General features: G+C 33.4%; 21 protein-coding genes and 1 pseudogene. 9 read left to right on the forward strand and 13 right to left on the reverse strand.

All coding sequences use genetic code 11. The annotated features are described in order from the left end of the window. Positions 1-980: 980 nt before the first annotated feature. Positions 981-2,216, reverse strand: coding sequence for an ABC transporter permease (locus tag BC952_RS00005; protein ID WP_121363685.1), 1,236 nt, complete (start codon positions 2,214-2,216; stop codon positions 981-983). Positions 2,217-2,330: 114 nt separating this feature from the next. Between BC952_RS00005 and BC952_RS00010 the strand changes: the two genes are divergently transcribed. After that, positions 2,331-3,548 carry an exo-beta-N-acetylmuramidase NamZ family protein gene (locus BC952_RS00010; RefSeq protein WP_121363686.1) on the forward strand — a complete coding sequence of 406 codons (1,218 nt, stop codon included), beginning with the start codon at positions 2,331-2,333 and terminating at the stop codon, positions 3,546-3,548. Positions 3,549-3,590: 42 nt separating this feature from the next. Here the strand turns inward: BC952_RS00010 and BC952_RS00015 are convergent, their stop codons facing one another. Beyond that, positions 3,591-4,085, reverse strand: a complete 495-nt coding sequence (locus BC952_RS00015) for a YkgJ family cysteine cluster protein (protein WP_121363687.1) — start codon at positions 4,083-4,085, stop codon at positions 3,591-3,593. Positions 4,086-4,158: 73 nt separating this feature from the next. On the opposite strand from BC952_RS00015, the gene BC952_RS00020 reads away from it, so the two are divergent. From BC952_RS00020 to BC952_RS15165, 3 genes and pseudogenes are all read left to right on the forward strand, one after another. Further along, positions 4,159-4,875 (forward strand): class I SAM-dependent methyltransferase, encoded by a 717-nt coding sequence (locus BC952_RS00020; RefSeq protein WP_121363688.1) that lies wholly within the window; start codon positions 4,159-4,161, stop codon positions 4,873-4,875. Positions 4,876-4,887: 12 nt separating this feature from the next. Beyond that, positions 4,888-5,124, forward strand: a complete 237-nt coding sequence (locus BC952_RS14960) for a DinB family protein (protein WP_244200068.1) — start codon at positions 4,888-4,890, stop codon at positions 5,122-5,124. A 62-nt stretch (positions 5,125-5,186) separates the two neighbouring features. Further along, positions 5,187-5,252, forward strand: a pseudogene (locus BC952_RS15165) (hypothetical protein); the annotation flags it as partial. Between the two features lie 99 nt (positions 5,253-5,351). Here the strand turns inward: BC952_RS15165 and BC952_RS00030 are convergent. The 8 genes from BC952_RS00030 to BC952_RS00070 form a co-directional block, all read right to left on the reverse strand. Continuing rightward, a complete protein-coding gene (locus BC952_RS00030; RefSeq protein ID WP_121363689.1) occupies positions 5,352-5,744 on the reverse strand; it encodes an energy transducer TonB in 393 nt (130 codons plus the stop codon). Positions 5,745-6,175: 431 nt separating this feature from the next. Further along, positions 6,176-6,808 (reverse strand): 7-carboxy-7-deazaguanine synthase QueE, encoded by a 633-nt coding sequence (locus BC952_RS00035; protein WP_121363690.1) that lies wholly within the window; start codon positions 6,806-6,808, stop codon positions 6,176-6,178. 205 nt (positions 6,809-7,013) lie between these two features. Then, positions 7,014-8,717 (reverse strand): tetratricopeptide repeat protein, encoded by a 1,704-nt coding sequence (locus tag BC952_RS00040; RefSeq protein WP_341866814.1) that lies wholly within the window; start codon positions 8,715-8,717, stop codon positions 7,014-7,016. Further along, entirely contained in the window at positions 8,704-9,630 is a 927-nt protein-coding gene (locus BC952_RS00045; protein WP_121363691.1) for a PstS family phosphate ABC transporter substrate-binding protein, read from the reverse strand. The genes BC952_RS00040 and BC952_RS00045 overlap by 14 nt, the downstream gene beginning before the upstream one ends. 230 nt (positions 9,631-9,860) lie before the next feature. After that, positions 9,861-10,658, reverse strand: a complete 798-nt coding sequence (locus tag BC952_RS00055) for an energy transducer TonB (protein ID WP_091173366.1) — start codon at positions 10,656-10,658, stop codon at positions 9,861-9,863. A gap of 38 nt (positions 10,659-10,696) precedes the next feature. After that, on the reverse strand, positions 10,697-11,242 hold the full coding sequence (locus BC952_RS00060) for an ExbD/TolR family protein (protein WP_121363692.1): 546 nt from the start codon (positions 11,240-11,242) through the stop codon (positions 10,697-10,699). A gap of 18 nt (positions 11,243-11,260) precedes the next feature. After that, on the reverse strand, positions 11,261-11,857 hold the full coding sequence (locus BC952_RS00065; protein ID WP_244200069.1) for an ExbD/TolR family protein: 597 nt from the start codon (positions 11,855-11,857) through the stop codon (positions 11,261-11,263). 91 nt (positions 11,858-11,948) lie between these two features. After that, on the reverse strand, positions 11,949-12,767 hold the full coding sequence (locus tag BC952_RS00070) for a MotA/TolQ/ExbB proton channel family protein (RefSeq protein ID WP_121363694.1): 819 nt from the start codon (positions 12,765-12,767) through the stop codon (positions 11,949-11,951). A 374-nt stretch (positions 12,768-13,141) separates the two neighbouring features. Between BC952_RS00070 and BC952_RS00075 the strand changes: the two genes are divergently transcribed. The 3 genes from BC952_RS00075 to BC952_RS00085 are packed head-to-tail and all read left to right on the forward strand — an operon-like array spanning position 13,142 to position 16,374. Further along, positions 13,142-14,662, forward strand: coding sequence for a helicase HerA-like domain-containing protein (locus BC952_RS00075; protein WP_121363695.1), 1,521 nt, complete (start codon positions 13,142-13,144; stop codon positions 14,660-14,662). A gap of 45 nt (positions 14,663-14,707) precedes the next feature. Further along, complete coding sequence (locus BC952_RS00080; RefSeq protein WP_121363696.1) at positions 14,708-15,070, forward strand: cupin domain-containing protein; 363 nt, start codon at positions 14,708-14,710, stop codon at positions 15,068-15,070. Between the two features lie 44 nt (positions 15,071-15,114). Next, positions 15,115-16,374 carry an NAD(P)/FAD-dependent oxidoreductase gene (locus BC952_RS00085; RefSeq protein ID WP_121363697.1) on the forward strand — a complete coding sequence of 420 codons (1,260 nt, stop codon included), beginning with the start codon at positions 15,115-15,117 and terminating at the stop codon, positions 16,372-16,374. Positions 16,375-16,408: 34 nt separating this feature from the next. Here BC952_RS00085 and BC952_RS00090 read toward each other — a convergent pair whose 3' ends face one another. Continuing rightward, positions 16,409-17,746, reverse strand: a complete 1,338-nt coding sequence (locus BC952_RS00090; RefSeq protein ID WP_121363698.1) for an FAD-dependent oxidoreductase — start codon at positions 17,744-17,746, stop codon at positions 16,409-16,411. Between the two features lie 62 nt (positions 17,747-17,808). After that, positions 17,809-20,199: a penicillin acylase family protein gene (locus BC952_RS00095; protein ID WP_121363699.1), complete on the reverse strand. Its 2,391-nt coding sequence runs from the start codon at positions 20,197-20,199 to the stop codon at positions 17,809-17,811. 176 nt (positions 20,200-20,375) lie between these two features. Between BC952_RS00095 and BC952_RS00100 the strand changes: the two genes are divergently transcribed. Both BC952_RS00100 and BC952_RS00105 read left to right on the forward strand, forming a co-directional pair. Further along, complete coding sequence (locus BC952_RS00100; protein ID WP_113664354.1) at positions 20,376-21,017, forward strand: flavin reductase family protein; 642 nt, start codon at positions 20,376-20,378, stop codon at positions 21,015-21,017. A gap of 3 nt (positions 21,018-21,020) precedes the next feature. Next, the gene (locus BC952_RS00105; RefSeq protein ID WP_121363700.1) at positions 21,021-22,553 is read left to right on the forward strand and encodes a cryptochrome/photolyase family protein; all 1,533 of its coding nucleotides are present in this window, start codon (positions 21,021-21,023) and stop codon (positions 22,551-22,553) included. A 77-nt stretch (positions 22,554-22,630) separates the two neighbouring features. Here the strand turns inward: BC952_RS00105 and BC952_RS00110 are convergent, their stop codons facing one another. Then, a complete protein-coding gene (locus BC952_RS00110; protein WP_121363701.1) occupies positions 22,631-23,062 on the reverse strand; it encodes a YMGG-like glycine zipper-containing protein in 432 nt (143 codons plus the stop codon). Between the last annotated feature and the right edge of the window lie 68 nt (positions 23,063-23,130).

Below are 23,130 nucleotides of genomic sequence, written 5' to 3' on the forward strand. Positions count from 1 at the left end.
CTTTTGTTCTAAGATCTCTCTTAAAACGGCTGTCAATTCAATATGTCTAGGAACGTGTTCTTATCTTGTTTTTCAACTTCTTTTAACACTTGTTATAGTGTTTCTCGAAGCGGGTGCAAAAGTACAACTTTCTTTTTAACTGGCAAGAAAATTTTGAAGTTTTTTTTAAGATAAATTTTATCTTATCTACTTCTCTTTTCTTATCAATCTATCAAGGAACTTTGCGCGTTTTGCGGGGTGCAAATGTAACATCCGTTTTCTAATCTCACAAGCTTTTACAAATCTTTTTTAGAAAATACTTCTTCTCTTTTGATTTGTTATACTTGTCAGTTTGTTAATGAACGGCTGCGTTGTTGCGGGTGCAAAAGTACCACCTTTATTCGCTTTTACAAGCTTTTTTAAACTCTTTTTTTACCCTTTTCTTAACTTTTACTTTAACATACTGAAAACATGGTTTTTGAAACAGAAAGTTTTTTTAACAAAACAGCAACCCAACAACCCATAAACACCATTTCAATCCAAAATCGCCGATTTCAGTACGATCGGATGCTTTCAACTTCCCTTCTTTATTTAATAATGCCTTCGAAATTCAATCTTTATTCATCTTTTATAAGCTCTTCACTAAGCGCTACTCCTTCAAAACAGTCTGCTTTGACAGTATTTGAACAAAAGAAACTCGTCTGCATCAATAAAATGGTTTTATACTATACCTTATATAGTAACCAAAATCCCTTTTTCATTCTCTTCTATATATAAGGTAACCTTATCATCTTGATATGAGTTCTTCTACTCTTGATTGAACTGAATATCCTAATTATTCTAAACTCGCGTTAGGGATAGCAGCAAAAAGCCCACAGTCTCGTCTTTTCGGACGAGACGAGGACTTGTAGCGAATAGCCCGACTTATAAAATACAGAGAGGCGATTACCCTTTACGATAATCGCCTCTCTGTATTTTATGAGGAACGCCCGAAAGATAAACTAATCGAAACGGATGGCTTTGACCGGTGAAATTTTGGTTATGATATAGGAAGGAATTAGCAATACGAAGAAACAAACGGTCACGGTGAGCAGATTTAACAACAGTATGTACCCCCAATTTAAATATACTGGCGCTTGATTTACGTAATAATTCTCAGGTGGAAGTTGGATTATCCCGAATTGTTGCTGGATTAGCAGTAATGAGATGCCTATTAGATTGCCCCAGAAGAGCCCTCTTATTATAAGATAGAAGGCATTGTACAGAAATATTTTTCGGACTGACCAATTATTGGCGCCTAATGCTTTTAGGATTCCTATCATTTGTGTTCGCTCAAGAATCAACACCAATAATGCTACGACCATATTGATTGTGGCAACAAGTATCATGACTACTAATATGACAATGATGTTGAAATCGAAAAGTTGAAGCCACTCAAATATATAGCTATATTTCTCGATTATAGTTTTCGTATCAAGTGTAGACGACGTTTGCGCATAAACTTGTTCTCCGGTAGATTCTATAGCGTTAAAATCATCTACAAAAACTTCGAAAGCACCAATTTGATCTGGAGCCCATTTATTGATTCGCTGCATGTGACGAATATCTCCTATTATATAAGTAGCGTCGAATTCCTGGAAACCAGAATTGAAAATTCCTGTGATTTTAAATCTTCGAATATTAGGCAACTGGTTTTGATCTTCTTTGATGAAGAATGTATTAAAAAGGTCACCTACTTTCAAATTCAATCTATTTGCAAGGAATTGCGATATTAATACTTCTTGATTGACATTTTTTGAATAATTCGGTAATTTTCCTGAAACGAGATACTCCTTTATATTATCCCATTTATAATCATTCCCAACTCCTTTGAAAATAATTCCCTCGAAAGCGGTTTCGGTTCTAATGATTCCAGCTTTACTTGCGATAGCTTGAATATGCTCCACCCCAGAAACTGACGTAAACTTTGGATAAAAGTCCTGTTTTTTAGAAATTGGAACTAGTGTGACTTCAGATTGATTGTTGTCGTAATTTGAAATAATAATATGTCCGTTGAAAGCGGAAACTTTTTCTCGTATTTTTTGTTGCAGTCCAATTCCAGTTGCTACTGAAACAATCATCATAATCATACCAATGGCAATTGCCGAAATAGCAATTTTTATAATTGGAGCAGAAATGCTACTTTTATAATCTTTAGCAGTAATGAGTCGTTTGGCTATAAAATATTCTAAATTCAATTTGATTGCGTTTCTAATTTGGATTTGCTTCGCCAGTTTGCGTTGCTAAAGCCAAAAATACAGCTAAAAAACACGAATTACACTAATTGGACTTAATTTTATTTGAACCTCAATATGACTCCATTTCACAAAATATCAGTTTGCTTTATATATTTTATTATCATTTCAACATCTTGTTCCTCCAGGAAAACAGAGGTCAAGGAAAATATTAGCTCAGTTTTGGATAAAACTAAAGACAATACAAAAACAGAAATAAAAACTGGAGCCGATAATTACAACACCTACTTACCATTGTTAAAGGACAGGAAAATTGGAATTGTAACCAATCAAACAGGTATTCTCTCTAATAAAATACACGTGGTAGATTTTCTTTTAGAAAAAAATATAGCCATCCGGAAAATATTCGCACCAGAACACGGTTTTCGGGGAACTGCTGATGCGGGTGAACTTATCGTTGACGGAAAAGATTCTAAAACTGGGCTTCCAATTATTTCACTTTATGGTGACAATAAAAAACCGAAACCAGAGCAACTTGAAGCAATCGACATCATGGTTTTTGATTTGCAAGACGTAGGCGCTCGATTTTACACTTACATCTCTTCTTTACATTATATAATGGAAGCCTGTTCCGAAAATAACATTCCTCTTTTAATTCTTGACCGACCAAATCCTAACGGAAGTATTGTTGACGGTCCTATCCTTGAGCCAGCATTTACCAGTTTTGTGGGCATACATCCTATTCCTTTGCTTCACGGAATGACAATTGGCGAATATGCGCAAATGATAAACGGTGAAACATGGTTGAAAAATGAAGTGCAATGCAAATTGACCGTTATTCCTTGTATTAATTACAATAGAAAAATGAATTATAGTTTACTTATAAAACCCTCACCGAATCTTCCGAACGATCAAGCCGTAAATCTTTATGCGAGTTTGTGTCTTTTTGAAGGTACAAATGTGAGTGTGGGAAGGGGAACTGAAAAACAATTTCAAATATATGGTTCTCCTTATTTACCAAAAAGTGATTTTAGTTTTATTCCTAAACCAAATTTTGGCGCACAAAATCCTGTTTACAATGGTATCGAATGTTACGGAGAGGATTTAACTACAGTTACAAAAGTAGATCGACTGGAATTAAAATGGTTTATTAAAGCCTATCAAACTACAACGGACAAATCTAAATTCTTCAATCCTTTTTTTACCAAACTCGCAGGAACTAAAAAATTACAACAACAAATAGAAGCTGGAACTTCGGAAGATAAAATCAGAGAAAGCTGGAAGAAAGGATTAATCGATTTTAAAGAAATGAGATTGAAATATTTGATATATTAAAAAAGAATAAAGAAACAAGAGGCAAAGCTTGCTATAAATTATTTATAAAGGTAATTTCTTCTTCATTTCCTCAACAATATTAAAGGCTGCAGGACAAATAGCAACATTTTTTAGCGTTAAATCCGTGATTTGTTGAAACTTTTTTCTATCAGTATGTGGAAATTCTCTACATGCTTTTGGACGAACATCATAAATCAAACACGCATTTTCATTATCCAGAAAAGTACACGGTACACTTTGCAATACATAATCTCTGTCTTCATCGATGCGAAGATATTGCTCAATAAACTGCTGTGGTTTTTGTCTAAGATATTTTGAAACACGCTCAATATCGGCATCAGTAAATAATGGCCCAGTAGTTTTACAGCAATTGGCACATTTCAGACAATCCGTTTTCTTAAATTCAGCATCATGCAAATCCTGCATCACGTAATCTAAATTCTTTGGCGTCTTCTTTTTCAGTTTATCGAAATACTTTTTATTTTCGATATGCTTATCTTTGGCTTCTTTAGGAAGATTGTTTAAAATATGTTTCAAGTTTAAAATTTAAAGTTGGAACGACAAAAGTAATGAACTAGAAACCTGAAACCTTAAACTTTAAACAAAAAAGATGAAAGACCTTTTTGGCAAAGCCATACTAGATTTCCAAACTAATAATTCTCCGGAAGATTTAATCACGGAAACCTCCATTTCTGAGGAAGATGAAATGAGTGTTGAATATCTATTTCGTACATATGATGAAATGCCAAAACTGGAACAAAAAGCCTTGCAACTTGCCAAAGGAAAAATTTTGGATGTAGGTTGTGGTGCAGGAAGTCATAGTTTGTATTTACAAAACGAACGAAATCTTGATGTTTATTCAATTGATATTTCTAAAAATGCAGTTGAAGCATGTAAACTACGTGGATTGAAAAATGTTCAAGTTCAAAATATTCTTGAAATAGACTCTAATGATCCACAAAATAAATTTGATACCATTTTATTATTAATGAATGGAACCGGTATTTTTGGAACATTAAAAGAAACCACTAAATTTTTACAGAAACTGAGAAACTTGCTAAATCAAAATGGACAAATTCTTATTGATTCATCGGACATCATCTACATGTTTGATAATGATGAAGATGGTGGCAAATGGATAACCAGTACCGGTTATTATGGCGAATTGACTTTTACGATACGTTATAAAAATGAAAAAGAAGTGGAATTCCCTTGGCTATACTTGGATTATAATACATTACAAAATGCGGCTTTCGCCAATGGATTACAAAGCGAATTAATTCTTGAAGGAGAGCATTATGACTATTTAGCCAAACTTTCGATTTAAAAATATTATTAAATGGAAAATACAACATTAGAAAAATTACAGTATCCTATTGGTAAATTTACTGCCTCAGAAATTTATTCAAAAGAATACCTAGCTAATATAATTGCTGAAATCGCAAGTTTCCCTGAACGATTGAAAAATGAAGTAATTCATTTAACTGACGAACAACTAGAAACACCATATCGTAAGGGCGGTTGGATAATTCGTCAAGTAATCCATCATTGCGCGGACAGTCACATGATAATTTAACAATGCAAATCCAACCTACACTTTCTCTACTGAAAGGTTTACACTTTCGTTTAGCATATTTAATGAATAGTTTATCAGAATCTGATTTAGAAAAATCCTTTATTCATGAGGATAATAAAGCCACTTTTCAATTAAAGGAAATAATCGGAACATACGCTTGGCATGGGAACCATCATTTAGGACAAATTATTGAATTTAAAAAAATTACGATTTTAAAATTCAATAATCTAATTCCTTATGGTTATTGGAAAGTTATGGTAAATAACTCTTACTTTTTTACCATTCTGTTGACCAGGAGACCAATTAGGACATTTCAACAAAACCCTAACTGCCTCATCCCCGGCTCCTTCTCCTACCTCATTGATTATTTTTACAGAACTTATTGTTCCATTAGTCTCAATTACAAAATCAATTTTTAAAACTCCAGACAATCCTTCAACTTCGGGAGCTCTGTAATTTCTGGAAATATACTTAAGGAATTCTTTAAATCCTCCGGCATACTGAGGCTGATATTCCACTGTCTGGTAATCATAGAGATTATTATTATACACATCTCCATTTTGAGCTGTAGAAAATTGAAAAATAAAAAAACAGATTATCGAAATTGATTTTAAATACATCACAAATATTTTTTTTAAATGTAAGAAAAAAAGCTTACTTAAATCATTTTTCAACAATTAAAAAAAAGAATAAAACAAGTTTTTAACTATATTACAATTAAATAAATTAAATTCTACTTATTTTTCATTTTATAAAGTAAAAAATATAGATAATTGATTTATTTTCAATAATTCAAAAATATTAAATAAACATTTTAAAATTATTATAACTCACGAGAATTTATGTTATGTAAAAACCTTTACAGAAATAGATTAATTGAATGTAAAAAAATTAATTAAACTGCTCTATAATCTACATACAAAAAATTTGATAATCAATCGTTAGAATTTACTACACTATAAGAGTAATAACAAATTAAATATTACAATCAAATAACCACACTTATAATGACAATTTTACAAAATTGACTAGTATTATTTGTTGTCTACTACTATGGAATATTTAAATATTTATGGGTTTGAAGAGAAACACGCCATTTAGGATTATTCATTACGTAATCAACAATTAACGGAGTCATTTCTTCTTTTTTACTCCATTCCGGCTGCAGGAATAAAATAGCATTGCTATTTACCTTTTCTGCTTGTTCTTCCGCAAAAATAAAGTCATGTTTATTATAAATGATTACTTTCAATTCGTGCGCATTATCATAAACTGTATCCGTTGGCAGCTTATTTTTCTTTGGAGATAAACAAATCCAATCCCAAGTTCCTGTAAGTGGATAAGCTCCAGAAGTTTCAATATGAACCCTTCTATTATTCACTTTTAGCTTTTGCGTAAGCAAATTCATATCCCACATCAAAGGCTCACCACCAGTTATTACAACAGTTTCTGAATATTTACTAGCATTTTCAACTATTAGATCAATCCCAGTAGGAGGATGTAATTCAGCATTCCAACTTTCTTTTACATCGCACCAATGACAACCCACATCACATCCGCCAATTCTAATAAAATATGCGGCTGTACCTGTATGAAATCCTTCTCCTTGAATAGTGTAAAACTCTTCCATCAACGGAAGCATGGCTCCTTTATTAACTTCTAACTGTATTTCTTTTGATAACATTCTTTAATTTTAAAATGCAAAGATAGTTAATTTGAAAGGAGTTAATTTGAAAACAACGACTAATATGACAAACTTTGAAAGCGACAAGAAGTCTCATAGCCTAATTTAATCAACTACTGAATAAAAAAAATCTTAAAACTAAGAACCATAAAAAAACCGATAGCCACAAGACTAACGGTTTTCTAATTTGGAAATTAAACCTGTATTACTTTAATATTTTTATAGACTCTGTAGCATAATTATTAGCTGGATCTATTGCTAGCGTTTTTTTGAAATACTCAATAGCTTTAGCTTTGTCAGTGTTTGCAAAACTAGCAGCCATATTATTATAAGACTCAATAACCTTAGCTTTTACAGCTGGCTTAGCTAGTTCTTCTGCTCCTAGCTCAGTAACTTTCGCCACATAATCTTCATAATTCTTAACCATAACATCATCTTTTTCAAGCAATCTGTTTGTTCTTGCTCTATATAGATATGCCTCTAAATAAGTTGGAGAAGCTACTAATACTTTCTCAAAGGCTGCGTCTGCTTTTTGAAGGGCAACAACATCAACTTTCACATCTTTTCCTTTATTGATGTTAGCATAGTAATTTGCTAAGCCATAATATACATTATCATCTAGAAAACTTGTAGATTCTTTAGTGTTTGCACCAAATTCAAATATTGCAGCAGCTTCATTATATAATTTTTGCGTAAATAATTGTTTACCAACTTCACTTAAATCCTGCACCGCTAAAGGTTCCATCTCAATAGCTTTTTTAACATCTACCAAACCAGCACTAAAAGCACTCGGATCAATTGATAAACCATCAGCACTTGTTCCTTTTTTAATTTTAGTTAATCCTAAATACAAATAGTCTAGTGCTATCGCTTTATTTCCTGGAGCATTGATAAAACTTTCTAAAGATGTTATTGCCACATCGACATTTCCATTTTTGTAAGCAGCATATCCTAAATAACGATAAATCCTTGGATTAACTTTATCCAATTCTATCATTTTATTAGCTTCAGCTTCAAGAGCAACATAATCCTCAACTAAGATAAGAAAATCAGCACGACGCATTCTAGAATGAATTGAATAATCCGTTAAAGACATGTACTTGTCATAATATCCCATTGCCGTCTTATAATTCGCAGCAGCTTGAGATGGTTTATTACGTGCGATTTTATAATACGTTTCAGCCAATTCTCTATAAACTGGACCGTAATTAGGATTTATAGCAATAACTTCATTATAAGCTTTTAAAGCTTCATCATAAGATTTTGCTCCTTTCAATAAAACCCCCAATTGCATTTTTGCTCTTAATAAAGTATTATCTGCTTGGAAAGCATTTCTATAAGCAACATAAGCTTCATTTTGTTTTCCATCACCATAATAGGCATCTCCTAAAGCAAGTTGTACTTGAGCATCTTGAGAATTATTAATCGCAGCACGACTCAGAATTGCAATAGCACTCTTATAATCTGGCCTTTTGGCATTCATATATGCTCTAGCAACATAAACATACTCTTGAAAATCTTTTTTTCTCATGTCTTTAGTTGCCAATGCAAATTTAGCCTGAGCACCAGTAACATCATTTATATCTAAATCCATTTGGCCTAAACCAATATAATTTAGTTTAGCTTCTTCAGATGCATTTAGACCATTTTGAAAATAAATTTTCGCAGAATCTTCAATAGCCTGTATGAGATAAACGTTCCCTAGAGTATAATAAGCAGCCCCATTAGAAGGTTTAGTCTTAATAATAGATTTTAAAATCGATTTTGCACTTTCAAATTGCTCTGCATCAATAGCTTTTTTTGCTTGATTTATATCTTGCGCTTGACTCGCAAATGCTGAAGCTAGTAATGCAACACTAAAAATTGATAATTTATTCATTTTCATTATAATTAATTTATTTTTTATCATTGTATATTCCCTTTCTTACTTTAATCTTTCTGCTTGGTGTACGAAAAGGAAGCAGGCCTGATTTAAGCACTACTCTTTGACCTTGCTCTCCTGCAACAAAAGAAGCAAACCCCATTCCTAATCCAGAAGAACCTTGACAGTTTATTATATACAAATCACGTGCCAAAGGGTATTTTCCTTCTGCTATATTATTTTGTGAAGGAGGATAAAATTCATTCCCCGTAGTGCTTTTTACGCTAAGAACTTTAACCTTCTTAACAATATCTTTCATAACTCCTGAAGGTTGATAGAGCCAATTCAATCCAACAACACCTATCATGCCTTCATTTTCAGAAACAAACTTAATAACCTCTTCATTGGTTTTAAAAGAAAAAATTCCTTTTTCCGGACTCTCCTTTATCCCCGCCAAATCATTCATGTACCGAACAGTACTTGAATTTGGATTATCAAAAACCAATCCCTTTATACCATTTTGTGGTTGTCCTTTCATGAAAGCTATTATGTCATTCAAAGCTACTAAAGTGTCTTTGTTATTTTTATTAGAGATTAATGCAATCCCGTCTGTAGCAAAAAAAGTAACTTTAGGAATAATTTTTTTATTATCAAAAATCTTATTCTCTTCTGCTGTCAATTTTCTTGACAAAACGGCAATACTTGATGAATCATTTATCAAAGAGCGAACAACTTCTTTTTCAGATCTTGCATCCATGATAATTTTAGCCGGATAGAAATTTTCAAAAACTTCAATCTGATCTTCAATAATAGGCTTTATAGTTTCATCAACAAGAATAGTTACAGAACCTTTAAGAATTGTTTCCTTATCTTTCTTTTCATCATCGGATTTCTTGCAAGAAGAAATTACTAGAAAAAAAGAAAAAAATACAAAACACGGAATTACTGCAAAATTTTTCATAATCTAATTGTTATCGTTAATAAGTCGTGTGAATCTAAAAAAAGCATACACAATAAGTATTATACCAAATGCAATTCTGTAATTGGTATCCATAGCTATCGGAAATTCTTTCATAAAGATAATGAATAAACCTAAAACAAGATAAACTAAAAAAAACAAAATTCCCAAAACGAGAAGAAATCGCTCTTTGAGCGATTTCTTCTGTAAATTAATAAGTATGCTCTTTAACATTACTCTGCTGATTGTATCGTAATTGGTAACGAATAAAGTACCCTTACTTTTTTACCATTTTGCTCTCCAGGTGTCCATTTAGGACATTTCTTTAAAACACGAATAGCTTCTTTTCCAGTACCGTAACCAATATCTCTGATTACTTTAATATCTGTTAAAGATCCGTCTTTTTCTACTACAAAAGTAACGTACACTTTTCCTTTTAATCCTTCTTCTTCGGGAGTTTGATAATTATCCCCAACAAATTTATAAAATTTATTGATTCCTCCTGGAAAATCAGGTTTCACCTCAATACCGGCAGTGCTATAAATTTGATTATCCACTTCTTCAACTACAGCTGCAGTTCCAGTTCCTACTGGTTCTACAGACAATACCGCATCAGGATCTCCTTTAATAGTTTCTGCTCCAATTTTCTTGTCTTTCATTTCGACAATTTTTGGCGGCTCTTCCGTTATTTCCTCTGCTTTAGCCACAACTGGTTTCACAAACTTAACCTGATCCACTTTTGGTGCTGGTGGAGGTGGTGGCGGTAAATTTTCTTTAGGCTTCTCTTGCTTTGGTGGCAACTTTATTGCAGTTATCTTAATATCTCTGTTTTCTTCCACATCTGATGAATCAGGAAGCAAACTTAAAATAAGTGGTGCACTAACAGCTAAACCAAAAAGAATACTTCCAACAATAAGTGCTCTGACAGAAGTTTTTGTATTTGATTTTCTTAGTTGATATGCACCATAACTTTTGTTTCGTCCATCAAAAACGATATCAAGCCATTGGTTTTTAAATATATCTAATTTCATTTTTATTAATTATTAGGTTATCTGGGCAAAGAATAAATCTATTTACCTTCTAACAATTTTGTTTCCTCAGGCGTGTATTCATTGACTATCGCATAAGTTGATACGCCAGTTATAGCCATTTCATCAAGTATATCTACCAAATTACGATAATTAGACTTTTTACTTGGCTTTATAATTACAATGATTCCTTTATCTTTATTACCAGTATATTCAACTACTGATTTTTTTCTAGAAAACAATTCTTTACGAATACCCTCTTTTCCATAAGATATATCTTTTGGACCAGCAATAGGCGTAGCCAATAAACCCATATAATAAATCATCTTGTTATTCTCGCCAACTAAGACCGTCAAAGTTCGATTTTCATCTACTTTCATGTCCTTGTTTTTTGAAGGATCTTCGTCCTTATCAGGCAAGCCCAAATCCATCGATTGAGGCTTAGACAACGTAGTGGTAAGCATAAAGAATGTAATCAACAAGAAGGCCAAATCAACCATAGCAGTTAAATCTACTTTAGAATTTGCTTTTTTACTTCTTACTTTTCCACCTTTTCCGCCTCCGTCGCCGGTATTTAATTCAGCCATTGTAGTGTATATTATTTATTAAAAGTCTTCCGTTCTTAAACCAGTAACTAAATTAAAATTATTGATTTTTTGATCTTGTAAAATATCCATAACTCTTCTAACAGCTTGATATTCTTCTTTTGCATCGCCTTTTATAGCTATCTGCAATTCTTTGTCAGCTATTTCAATATTCGCAATACGAGCATTGTAAATCCATTCTTTCAACTGATTATCAAGAGAATCTTTTGGAATCCCAGGCTGATCTGCTTTACTTCTATCTACCGCTCTCATGTCAAGAATTTGCTTAAGACTTTCTATTGGAACACCAAATCCTTCCATTAGTGCAAATTCCTGAGCTTCTGATTCCGAAAAAGCAATCCCATATTTTTGCCCCATTAACTCCAAGGTTTTTTTACGAATGTCTCTTCCTTTTAAATCAAAAAACACTTTACCTTTCCCTATCGTTATGGTAGCTAAATCAGATTCAGGTAACTTCGTCTGAACTGTTGAAGAAGGCGTATCTACCGGCAATGCTTCTGGTATCTTTGCTGTTGCTGTCATTACAAAGAATGAAAGCAAAAGAAAAGCTACATCACACATAGCAGTCATATCTGTAGACCCTGCCTTTTTTTTCATTTTTATAGCCATTAATATATTTTTTAAATATTTATAAGAAAATAGAATCCTATTTACTAGACCTCTATTTCCTTATAAATTAAATTATTAATTATTTACTTGTGCTTCTAAAGTGTCTGTAAGTGTTTACAATTGTATTACCCGCTTCATCGATAGAATAAGTCAAGTCATCAATTTTAGATGTGAAAAAATTGTAAACTACAATAGCTAAAGCTGAAGTCGAAATACCAGTAGCAGTATTGATAAGTGCTTCAGAGATACCGTTTGCAAGAGCAGCAGAATCAGGACTACCTGCAGCAGACAAAGCACTAAATGCTTTAATCATACCTGTAACTGTTCCTAACAAACCTGCTAATGTACCTAAAGATACTAATGTAGAAAGAATAGTCATGTGCTTTTCTAACATTGGCATTTCCAATGAAGTAACTTCTTCTATTTCTTTGTGAATAGTTTCAGCAGCTGCTTCGCTATCTAAACCTTCTCTTTTAACTTCTTGATACTTCAATAAAGCAGATTTTATTGGATTTGCAACAGAACCTTTTTGTTTGTCACATGCAGCAATAGCTCCTTCAATATCTCCATTAACGATACTTGCTTGCACTTTTTTCATGAATTGATCTAGATTCCCTGTACCAGATGCTTTTGAGATAACAAAATATCTTTCAAAAGAAAAAACAACAACCATTAACAATAAACCTAACAAAACTGGAACAATAGGACCTCCTTTGTATACCATTGCTAACATATTTCCTGGTAATGGATGACCCGTATTAACACCACCTTCAAAATTTGCGCCATTACCCATTATAAAATTCCAAATCAACCATCCTACAAAAATACATGCTACAATAATGATTCCTGAAATCATTCCTCCTCCGTTTGCACCTTTTTCTTTTTTAACGTTTGCCATTTTTTTTTAATTTTAATAGTTTTAAATAAATTATCTTAGTTATAATAAACTTGTAGTGGAGCAAATTTATATTTTTAGTTTAAATAAAAAAACTTTTTTTAATTTTATTATGATTATATTTATTTCAAATATACATTTACAATTCGATAGTTTACATTTATATTAAAAAACGCAAATAAATCAGCCAATTTACATAAAAAAGCTTATTTTTTTATGAACTATCCACATAATATTTCAAAAACAATCTCAAATCTACCAAAAGGATTATTTTGCACTATTAACACTAAAAAAGCAAGAAAATTGCATTATACACTAAAACTATAGGTTTTAGAAAAAAAAAATTATCTTGCAATTGATTTAAATCCACACCTATTATGAGCAGAAAAGAAGATTTCATACAAGATATTACAGCCGGTTATAATTGTAAAGGAGAAAGTATTACTCTGGGAGGAGCAATTTTAGATGGAGAAGCCTTGACCGATGCACATGTAAAAATCCCCTTAAAAACCTTAAATCGTCATGGATTAATCGCAGGAGCGACCGGAACTGGAAAAACCAAAACCATTCAAGTTTTTTCAGAACAATTATCAAATTTTGGAATTCCCGTTTTAATGATGGACATTAAAGGTGATTTTAGCGGAATCGCGAAAGATGGTGAAGAAAAACCATTTATAACGGAACGCCACGCTAAAATTAATATACACTATACCACTGCAAGTTTTCCAGTGGAACTATTGACTTTATCCGAACAAAATGGAGTTAGGCTTCGTGCAACAATATCTGAATTTGGACCGGTATTATTTTCTAGAATACTCAATTTAAACGATACTCAGGCTGGCGTAGTTTCTGTTATCTTCAAATATTGCGATGACAATAAAATGCCTTTATTGGATTTAAAAGACATCAAAAAAGTAATCAATTACATTACCGAAGAAGGAAAAGATGAAATTGAAGAACATTATGGCAAGATTTCCACTTCGACAACTGGAACAATTCTTAGGAAAATAATTGAATTGGAACAACAAGGAGCTGATCTATTTTTTGGAGAAATGTCTTTTGATGTGGAAGATTTAATGCGCATCGATGAGAATGGAAAAGGATATGTTAACATATTACGATTGACTGATATTCAAGATAAACCAAAGTTATTCTCGACTTTTATGTTGAGTTTATTAGCGGAAATCTACCAACAAATGCCGGAAAAAGGTGATGCTGAGCAACCTGAATTAATTATTTTTATTGACGAAGCCCATTTGATTTTCAACGAAGCCAGCAAAACTTTGTTAGAACAAATAGAGACTATTGTAAAACTTATTCGTTCGAAGGGTGTTGGTATTTATTTCATCACACAAAACCCAATGGATATTCCAAGCGGGGTTTTGGCACAATTGGGTTTAAAAATCCAACATGCTTTAAGAGCTTTTACAGCCAATGACCGAAAAGCCATTAAACAAACCGCAGATAATTACCCAACGTCCGATTATTACAAAACGGATGAAATCCTGACCAGCCTTGGAATTGGAGAGGCACTTGTAACAGCATTAAACGAAAAAGGAGTTCCCACACCACTTGCAGCAACGATGATGCGTGCCCCGATGAGCAGAATGGATATTCTGACCGAGAGTGAAATTCAGGAAATCAATAACAAATCAAAACTGGTAAAAAAATACAGCGAACTGATTGATCGCGAAAGTGCTTATGAGATGTTAAATAAAAAAATTGCCGTTGTCGAAGAGGAAATTAACGAACAAGAGCAAAAACAGGAATCTCAAAAGCAGCAGAACCAAGGACCAAGTACAGCGAGTGTTGTTGGTAAATCAGTTTTGAAAGTGCTAACAAGTGCTACATTCATTAGAGGCGCGTTTGGTGTATTAACAAAAATGTTTAAAAAATAAATTAAGATCCCGAGTTTTAGAGGATAATTCTAAAAAAAATCCATCATGAAAAAATATTTTGTTCAAAACGCTCCGTTCATTGTTCCCACCAACGATGGAAAACTAATCGAAGAACATCACGGAAAAGCATCAACAGATAATAATGACATCTCCATAGCTCACATGATTGCACCGCCTAACTGGAGTGAACCTTTTCAAACCCCTGATTTTGAAGAATACACCTATATTATTAAAGGTAAAAAGCAATTCATAATTGAAGATGAAATTATCATTTTAGTGGCTGGACAATCGATAAAAATAGAAAAGAATACTCGCGTTCAATATTCCAATCCTTTTGATGAACCTTGCGAATATCTTGCGATTTGTAAGCCCGCTTTTTCTATACAAAACGTTAATAGAGAGGACTAACCCCTGCTTTATTTCTATCTTTATACTTTCAAAAGAAATTAGATATGGGAATTCAAAAAAAAATTGTAATTATTGGAGCTGGTTTTGCCGGTTTGCGTTTGGCTCAAGATTTAGAAAATACCGATTTTGATGTTTTATTAATCGACAAAAATAATTACCATCAATTCCAACCCTTAATGTATCAAGTAGCAACTGCAAGATTAGAACCTGCCAGTATCTCATTCCCATTACGAAAAGTTTTTCAACACTCAAAAAATGTCCGTATTCGAATTGCTGATGTTCTTAGTGTAGACACGCAAAATAAAAAATTAAAAACTTCTATTGCTGATTTTGAGTATGATCATCTTATAATCGCATTTGGATGTACTACGAATTATTTTGGAAATGCCGAAATAGAAAAATTCGCATTCCCTATGAAATCCGTACCTGAGGCAATTCAACTTCGCAACCAAATTCTGCAAACATTCGAAGATGCTTTAATTGCCCCACCAGATAAGATACAAGCTCTAATGAACTTTGTTGTCGTAGGCGGTGGACCTACAGGTGTAGAACTAGCAGGTGCTTTGGCAGAAATGAAAAAAAATATTCTTCCCAAAGATTATCCGGATAAAGATTTTTCAAAATTGACAATCTACTTACTAGAAGGATCTCCTAACGTTTTGAGCCCTATGAGTATTGATTCACAAAAAATGTCTCGTAAATACTTAGAAGAATTAGGCGTAATTGTAAAAACAAACACGATTGTAAAACATTATGACGGTAAAACTGTCAGCTTACAAAGTGGTGAAATTATCGAGTCAACTAATGTTATCTGGGCAGCCGGAATTATTGGAAATACTCTTGAAGGAATCCCTACAGAAAGCGTTACAAGAGGGAATCGGTTCCTTGTCAATCGATTCAACAACATCGTAAATCTTGAAAATGTATATGCACTTGGCGACATTGCTTTTATGGCTACGCCAAAATACCCTAACGGACATCCGCAGGTTGCCAGTGTAGCTATTGAACAAGCAAAAGTATTGGCTAATAATTTCAAACTTAGCCTTAAAAGTAAACCGAAAGTTGAATACGAATACCACGATAAAGGCTCCATGGCAACTGTAGGAAAGAGAAAAGCAGTAGTTGATTTGCCAAAATTTAGTTTTCAAGGAAGATTGGCATGGTTTACATGGATGTTCATTCACTTGATGTTAATCTTAAGCGTGAAGAACAAATTGTCTATTTTTGTTAACTGGATGTTCAGTTATTTCAATAATGACAGTACATTAAGAGTATTACTTAAACCTGCATCAAAAAATAAATAACATAAAAAAAGGACTCTTATTAGGAGTCCTTTTTTTATGTTAACAGTTCCAAAATTTTATTTTCAACAGCTTCTGAATCCCATATTTCAGTAATGTTTTCCATTTTTAAAACTTCTTCCATGATTGCATTTTGATAATCTCCAATCGCTAAAGCTTCTGCATACGGACGATCACTAAAAGTAACACGACTATATAAAGGAATCCATTTTTCAGGATGCTTATCCGAAAATGACTTTTCAATTTTCTTTTGCAAAAGGAAATTTTCATCAGCTGTCTTGGAGCTCATTTCTAAAAAATTACGATACGAAAGTTCCGCAATCGCATCTGCATTTGGTTTTCGTGATTTTTGATATTCCGAGAAAATCGATTTCCAATTGTCACCGTATTTCTCCATCATTTCATAAAGCACCGAAATATCTTCAAAACCAGCGTTCATTCCCTGACCATAAAAAGGTACAATTGCGTGGCTTGCATCACCAATAAGTGCAATTTTATCCTCATAAGTCCATGGATAACATTTCATTGTTACTAATGTACTTGTAGGATTCTTAAAGAAATCTTCCGCAAGTTTTGGAATTACATCAATAGTATCCGGTAAGTTTTTTTCGAAAAAAGCCTCCACTAATTTTATGTCATTTAATGATGCAAAAGAATTTTCTCCTTCAAACGGCATAAACAAAGTACAGGTAAAACTTCCATCAAGATTGGGCAACGCAATCAACATATACTCACCACGAGGCCAAATGTGAAATGAATTCTTATCTAATTTATAAGTCCCATCAGGATTTGCAGGGATATTTAACTCCTTGTAACCAATAGGCAAAAATTCTTGCGAATAGTCAAACATACTTTGGCGTTGCATGCGGTGACGAATCCTGGAAAAAGCACCGTCAGCACCAAAAACCATATCGTATTTTTTATCTTCCCAAGCGCCACGTTCCGTTTCACCAATATGAAGGGTTGCATCATCAAGTGAAACATCCCATATTTTTTGTTCAAAAAAGAATTCTGCTCCTGCGGCTTCCGCCAAATCAATCATTTTCCTATTCAAAAGTCCTCTCGAAATGGAATAAATCGACTCTCCTTCCTGACCGTAATTTTGAAAATTGAGTTTATCAACCAAGTGGATAGCGCGTTTTTCCATAGGAATCGCAATTTTACGAACCTCGTTTCCTATTCCTACTCCATCCAAAGCTTTCCATCCGCGATTAGACATCGCTAAATTAATGGAACGACCAGAAAATTGTATTTTTCGAATATCAGGACTTCTATCGTAAACATGAACCGTATGACCCGCTTTACGAAGATAAATAGCCAATAAAGATCCAACTAATCCTGAACCTACAACCGCTATTTTTATGGGAGTTTGCATTATTTTTTTATAAAAAGTTAAGCAAAATTACTGATTTATTATTTTAGGCTCTTTAAAAAGAATCATTTTTTACGGGGAATAAAAACCAATTTTGTTGAAGTTCTAACAATTTCCTCTTTATTGAGCATCATTCGCCTGAATTTACCGGCATTATATAACTCTGCCTGATCGCTATAATGTTCACTCAATGGATTCCCTGATTGTCCCGTAGGCAATATACTCCAGCTGTTTTCTATATCCGAAAAATCAATAATTCTTCTAGTTGACGGACCTCCTTTTACGATGTAATTCCCATCATCAGTAAAATCAAAAAACAGATTATTAATTACTTCCGTAGAACCAGAAACTTCAAAAGGACCAACATTAAAGATACTTCTTAAAGCCGCTACTTTCCCCAAAGGATGCTGGTGTTCTAAAGTGTGTACTTTATTCCAAGTCCAATCCGAAACTGTACTTCCCAATTGGTTTTCTAAAGCTGCAACGGATTCTTTGAATGATTTTGAGACAATCTGACTTCTTGTTTCTTTCTCATTTTTGGTATTGATGTTATCCCACCAAAGTGATTTTTCATTCGTGATTTGTCTTGCAATAATTTGCTTCATGATATGCGTTCCTAAAAACATCTTGAAATTTTCAGCACCAAGTTCATCTTCAAAAGTATTTTTTAAGTAATTAAAAATCCATTTATTATAGATTGTAGGAGCCACATCACTCAGATTATTAGTTCCTTTCCAATTTTTTAAAACACTAAGAGCTTGTTTTTCGTTTTCAGTAAGGGATTCCTGATCTACATTTGAGATTAAATCTTTCACAACTTTTGGAGCCACAGAAGAAGTATTATCAAAAATCATCTTCCCAACCGAAACCATATCCCAATCTGATTTTGGATTCAATAATTGCGTAATTCTTTTGGCTCGATCCTCTGGAAGATAATACCCCGGATACAAAAATCCGTCAATTGCTTCTGGTTGATTATTAGCGGAATACACATAATTCCATCTAGGGTTCACCGCGGAAGGATTTTTGGAGAAATCCAAAAAATCTTTAATATCATCCTCACCGCTCGCTCCATCCAAAATAAAATTGGGATTCACTCCTTCTTTATGCTTGTATAATTTTCCAGTTGCCCACCAAGCGACATTTCCTTTGGCATCGCCATACATCACATTCAATCCTGGCGCTGCAATTAGTGAAACTCCTTTCTGAAAATCTGATTTATTTTTAGCATGTGAAAGTGCATATACCGCATCAAGAATTTGAATGGGTTGTTGCGTATAAATCCAAGACATTGCAACAGGTTTGTCTTGCTGTAAACCATCTATCAAATCGTTCATTACAGGTCCATGTCGAGTAGTTTTCACTTTCAAAACCACGTTAGATGAATCTTTTACTTTGATTGTTTTCTCCTGAATTTCATACGCAATGAAACCATTTGGTGTCTTATATTCATTGGCATTAGCCGGATTATTCTGCTCTTGGTACAAATCAATATCATCATTTTCAAACATGGTCAAACCATAAGCATATTCCCTGTTGTGTCCCAATAACGGATACGGAGTTCCTGCTAAATAACAGCCGTACAATTCGAAATCCGGAGTAACAATATGCGCTTCGTACCAAGTTCCCGGTTGTGAAAATCCAATATGAGGATCGTTAGCAAAAATAACTTTTCCGTTTTTAGTTTTCTTTGGAGCAATAACCCAACTGTTGCTTCCTATAAAAGGTGATACTGGCGACTGCTCCAAAAGCGATGCTACTGATTTCGAAATAGCAGCATATTCTTGTGGCCTGTCTTTCGCATTTTTAATTTTAGTAGTATTGAAGGAACCATCAATTCCAAAATCCTTCAAATATTCCATTCCATATTTGTTTCGAATGTCGGTCAATAACGGATCTGATTTTTGAGCCATTGCAAAACTAAAAGACATGTATCCAAAAATATTATAAACGTCTTTAATGGTAAACTTCTCTTTTTTGACGCCTACTAAACTGAACTCTATTGGTGTAGTTCCTTCTTCCATGTATTGATTGATTCCATCTAAGTAAGCCATAGTCAATTGATAACTTGGACTGTTTTTGTCCAAACCTGCAATCGCTTTGGCGGAAGCTTCTTCGATTCCTAATCCAGCAAAGAACTTATCGTTTTTCAATGCCACTGAACCAAAAATCTCCGATAATCTTCCTGGGGCGATACGACGCATCAATTCCATTTGCCACAATCTATCTTGCGCATGCACATAACCCAAGGCTACCATGGCATCTTTTGAAGTAGTCGCATAAATATGAGGAACACCAAATTCATCAAAATAAACAATAGTCTCCTTCTTAATGTTTTGCAAGCGCAACTTGCCTTCGTATTTTGGTTTTAAGTAATAACCATAAACAAGCATCGTTACCGCTAAAACAATTACTAACGAAAGTAAAACGAGAAGGACTTTTCTAAGTATTTTCATCATTGGATAAATTGAAAAACAAATATATAGGATTTGGAAGTTATTTAAAAACTATTTATTCCAATGTATTTATTTCAAACTAAATAGAATAAATCATTGATGAATTTAAAATATTTTGTTTAATTTATTTCATATTTAATTAAACAAAAGTATATTTGTTTCAAATATGACTAAATATGAAACACATTTCAAGAGATGATATTTCTCAAATGGAAAAAATCGAAAGATTAAACTTAATCAATTCCTGCACTGGTTATAAATCAGCTAATTTGCTTGCTACAAAATCCCTCGACGGAAAGTCTAATGTTGCCATTTTCAGCAGCGTAACGCATCTGGGAAGCAATCCTGCTATGATTGGATTCATAATGCGTCCTACAACTGTTCCAAGAGATACGTATAAAAACATCAAAGACACTGGATATTTTACAGTAAATCACATTACTGTTGACATGATTGAAGATGCGCACCATACCTCTGCAAATTACGAACTGGGAATTTCCGAATTTGATAAAACCAATCTGGAAGAAGAGTATAAAAATGACATTGAAATTCCATTTGTAAAAGGAAGTCCGGTGCAGTTGTATTGCAAATACGTAAACGAATATTACATCAAGGAAAATGATACGATTCATGTAATTGCGTCTATTGAAAACTTATTTTTTGAAGAAGAATTAGAACATAAAGATGGCTGGTTACAAATTGACCGAGGCAATGTTGTGGCATTAAATGGTCTTGATGGGTATTGTTTACCCAAATTAGTGGATCGTTTTCAATATGCCCGAAAGGAAATTCCAACCACTTCCTTTTTTAAAAAATAATAAATGAAAAAACTGCGCTTAATCCTTGGCGACCAATTGAATTCAGAACATTCTTGGTTTGAGGAAACTGATAAAAACACAATGTATGTCTTGGCCGAAATGCGTCAGGAAACGGATTATGTCAAACATCACATCCAAAAAGTAGTAGCCTTTTTCGTGTCGATGAGGAATTTTTACACATCGATAAAAGCAAATGGACATCAAGCAGTCTATTTTCAAATTACCGATGCTGAGAATCCACAAGACTTAGAAAAAATCATTGCCATTTGTATTGAAAAATATAATATAGAAAAATTTGAATATCAATTACCAGACGAATACCGACTGGACCAACAATTAAAAACGATTTGTTCCAATCTAAAAATCGAATCTGAAGCTTTTGACTCTGAACATTTCTATACCACGCGTCACGAACTTTCTGATTTTTTTGAGGGAAAGAAGTTGTTGCTTATGGAGAATTTTTATAGGAACATGCGTAAAAAACATCATGTTTTGATGGATGGAAGCACTCCATTAGGCAACCAATGGAATTTTGATGCTGATAATCGCAAAAAATATAAAGGTGAAGTTCCTGTTCCATTAGAAAAGAATTTTCATGCGAATGTTTCTGAAGTTGTCGCCCAAATCAAAGAAGCAGGAATTGTGACTTTTGGAAACATCAATCCAGATAATTTTAGTTGGCCTACTTCGCGTGAGCAATCGTTGGAGGTTTTAGATTATTTCTGTAAAAATCTGTTGAAACATTTTGGTGATTACGAAGATGCGATGCACACCGATGAAAAATTCCTGTTTCACTCCCGTTTGTCTTTTGCCATGAACAGCAAAATGCTTTCACCAAAAGAAGTAATCGAGACCGTTATTTCTTTTTATCATGCCAATGAAACCGATATTACTATCTCACAAGTAGAAGGATTTGTAAGGCAAATTTTAGGTTGGCGCGAATACATTCGGGGAATATATTGGAAAGAAATGCCCAATTATGCCCAAATGAATGTCTTGGATAATACGAACAAATTACCAGATTTTTTTTGGACCGGTAAAACCAAAATGAATTGTATGAGCCACGCAATTAATCAAAGTTTAGACGAAGCTTACGCACACCATATTCAGCGACTGATGGTAATTGGAAATTTTACATTACTTACGCAAATTCATCCTGACGAAGTAGACGCTTGGTATCTTGGCGTTTACATAGATGCCATTGAATGGGTCGAAATGCCCAACACACGAGGCATGTCACAATATGCAGATGGCGGAATAATTGCCACCAAACCGTATGTTTCCTCTGGAAGTTACATCAACAAAATGAGTAATAATTGTGTCAAATGCCATTACAATGTAAAAGAAAAATTTGGAGAAAAAGCGTGTCCCTTCAATACGCTGTACTGGAATTTCCTGGATGAGAAAAAAGAATATTTCAAAGGAAACCAACGAATGGGAATGATGTTGAATTTATTAAAGAAAATAAATCCCGAAGAATTATATAAAATCAAAGTAAAGGCGAATGAAATAATTGCTAATATGGATTCGTATTAAACCCATATTTTCCCATAAAAAAAGAGTGTTTAAATTCTATTATGAACTTAAACACTCTTGCTTATTTACGAATAAATCTAATTCTTTTTGCTTCCGTCTATAATTGCTCCGGTCCCGGCTCCAATTCCTGCACCTGCAACACCACCAATAATAGCTCCTTGTACTTTTTTCTTACTGATAATTGCTCCTGTTGCAGCACCTACACCAGCTCCAATGACAGCACCTTTTGCAGTACTACTCCAGCCTTTTCTTTGGGTGGTAGTATTTGTTGTAGTCGTTGTTGTAGAAGGTGATTGCTTATTTACAACAACAACTTCTTTTTGTGTTTCAATTCTAGCAGCTTCAATTTTGACCATTTCTTGTTTCATAGAGTCAATTACTCTTGCCTTTTCCATTTCAACTTTCATGGAATCTACTGTTGCTACTTTAGCCTTTTCAATTTCCATTTTTCCTTGGTTCTGACAAGAAACAATAAGTATAGCTACTAATATAAAATATAATGCTTTCATAATTTAAATTTTTTCAATTTGTAATACTACAAAGAAACGTTTAAACCTGTGAATTGTCATTATGCAAT

The organism is Flavobacterium limicola, from assembly GCF_003634755.1.
GTDB lineage: Bacteria > Bacteroidota > Bacteroidia > Flavobacteriales > Flavobacteriaceae > Flavobacterium > Flavobacterium limicola.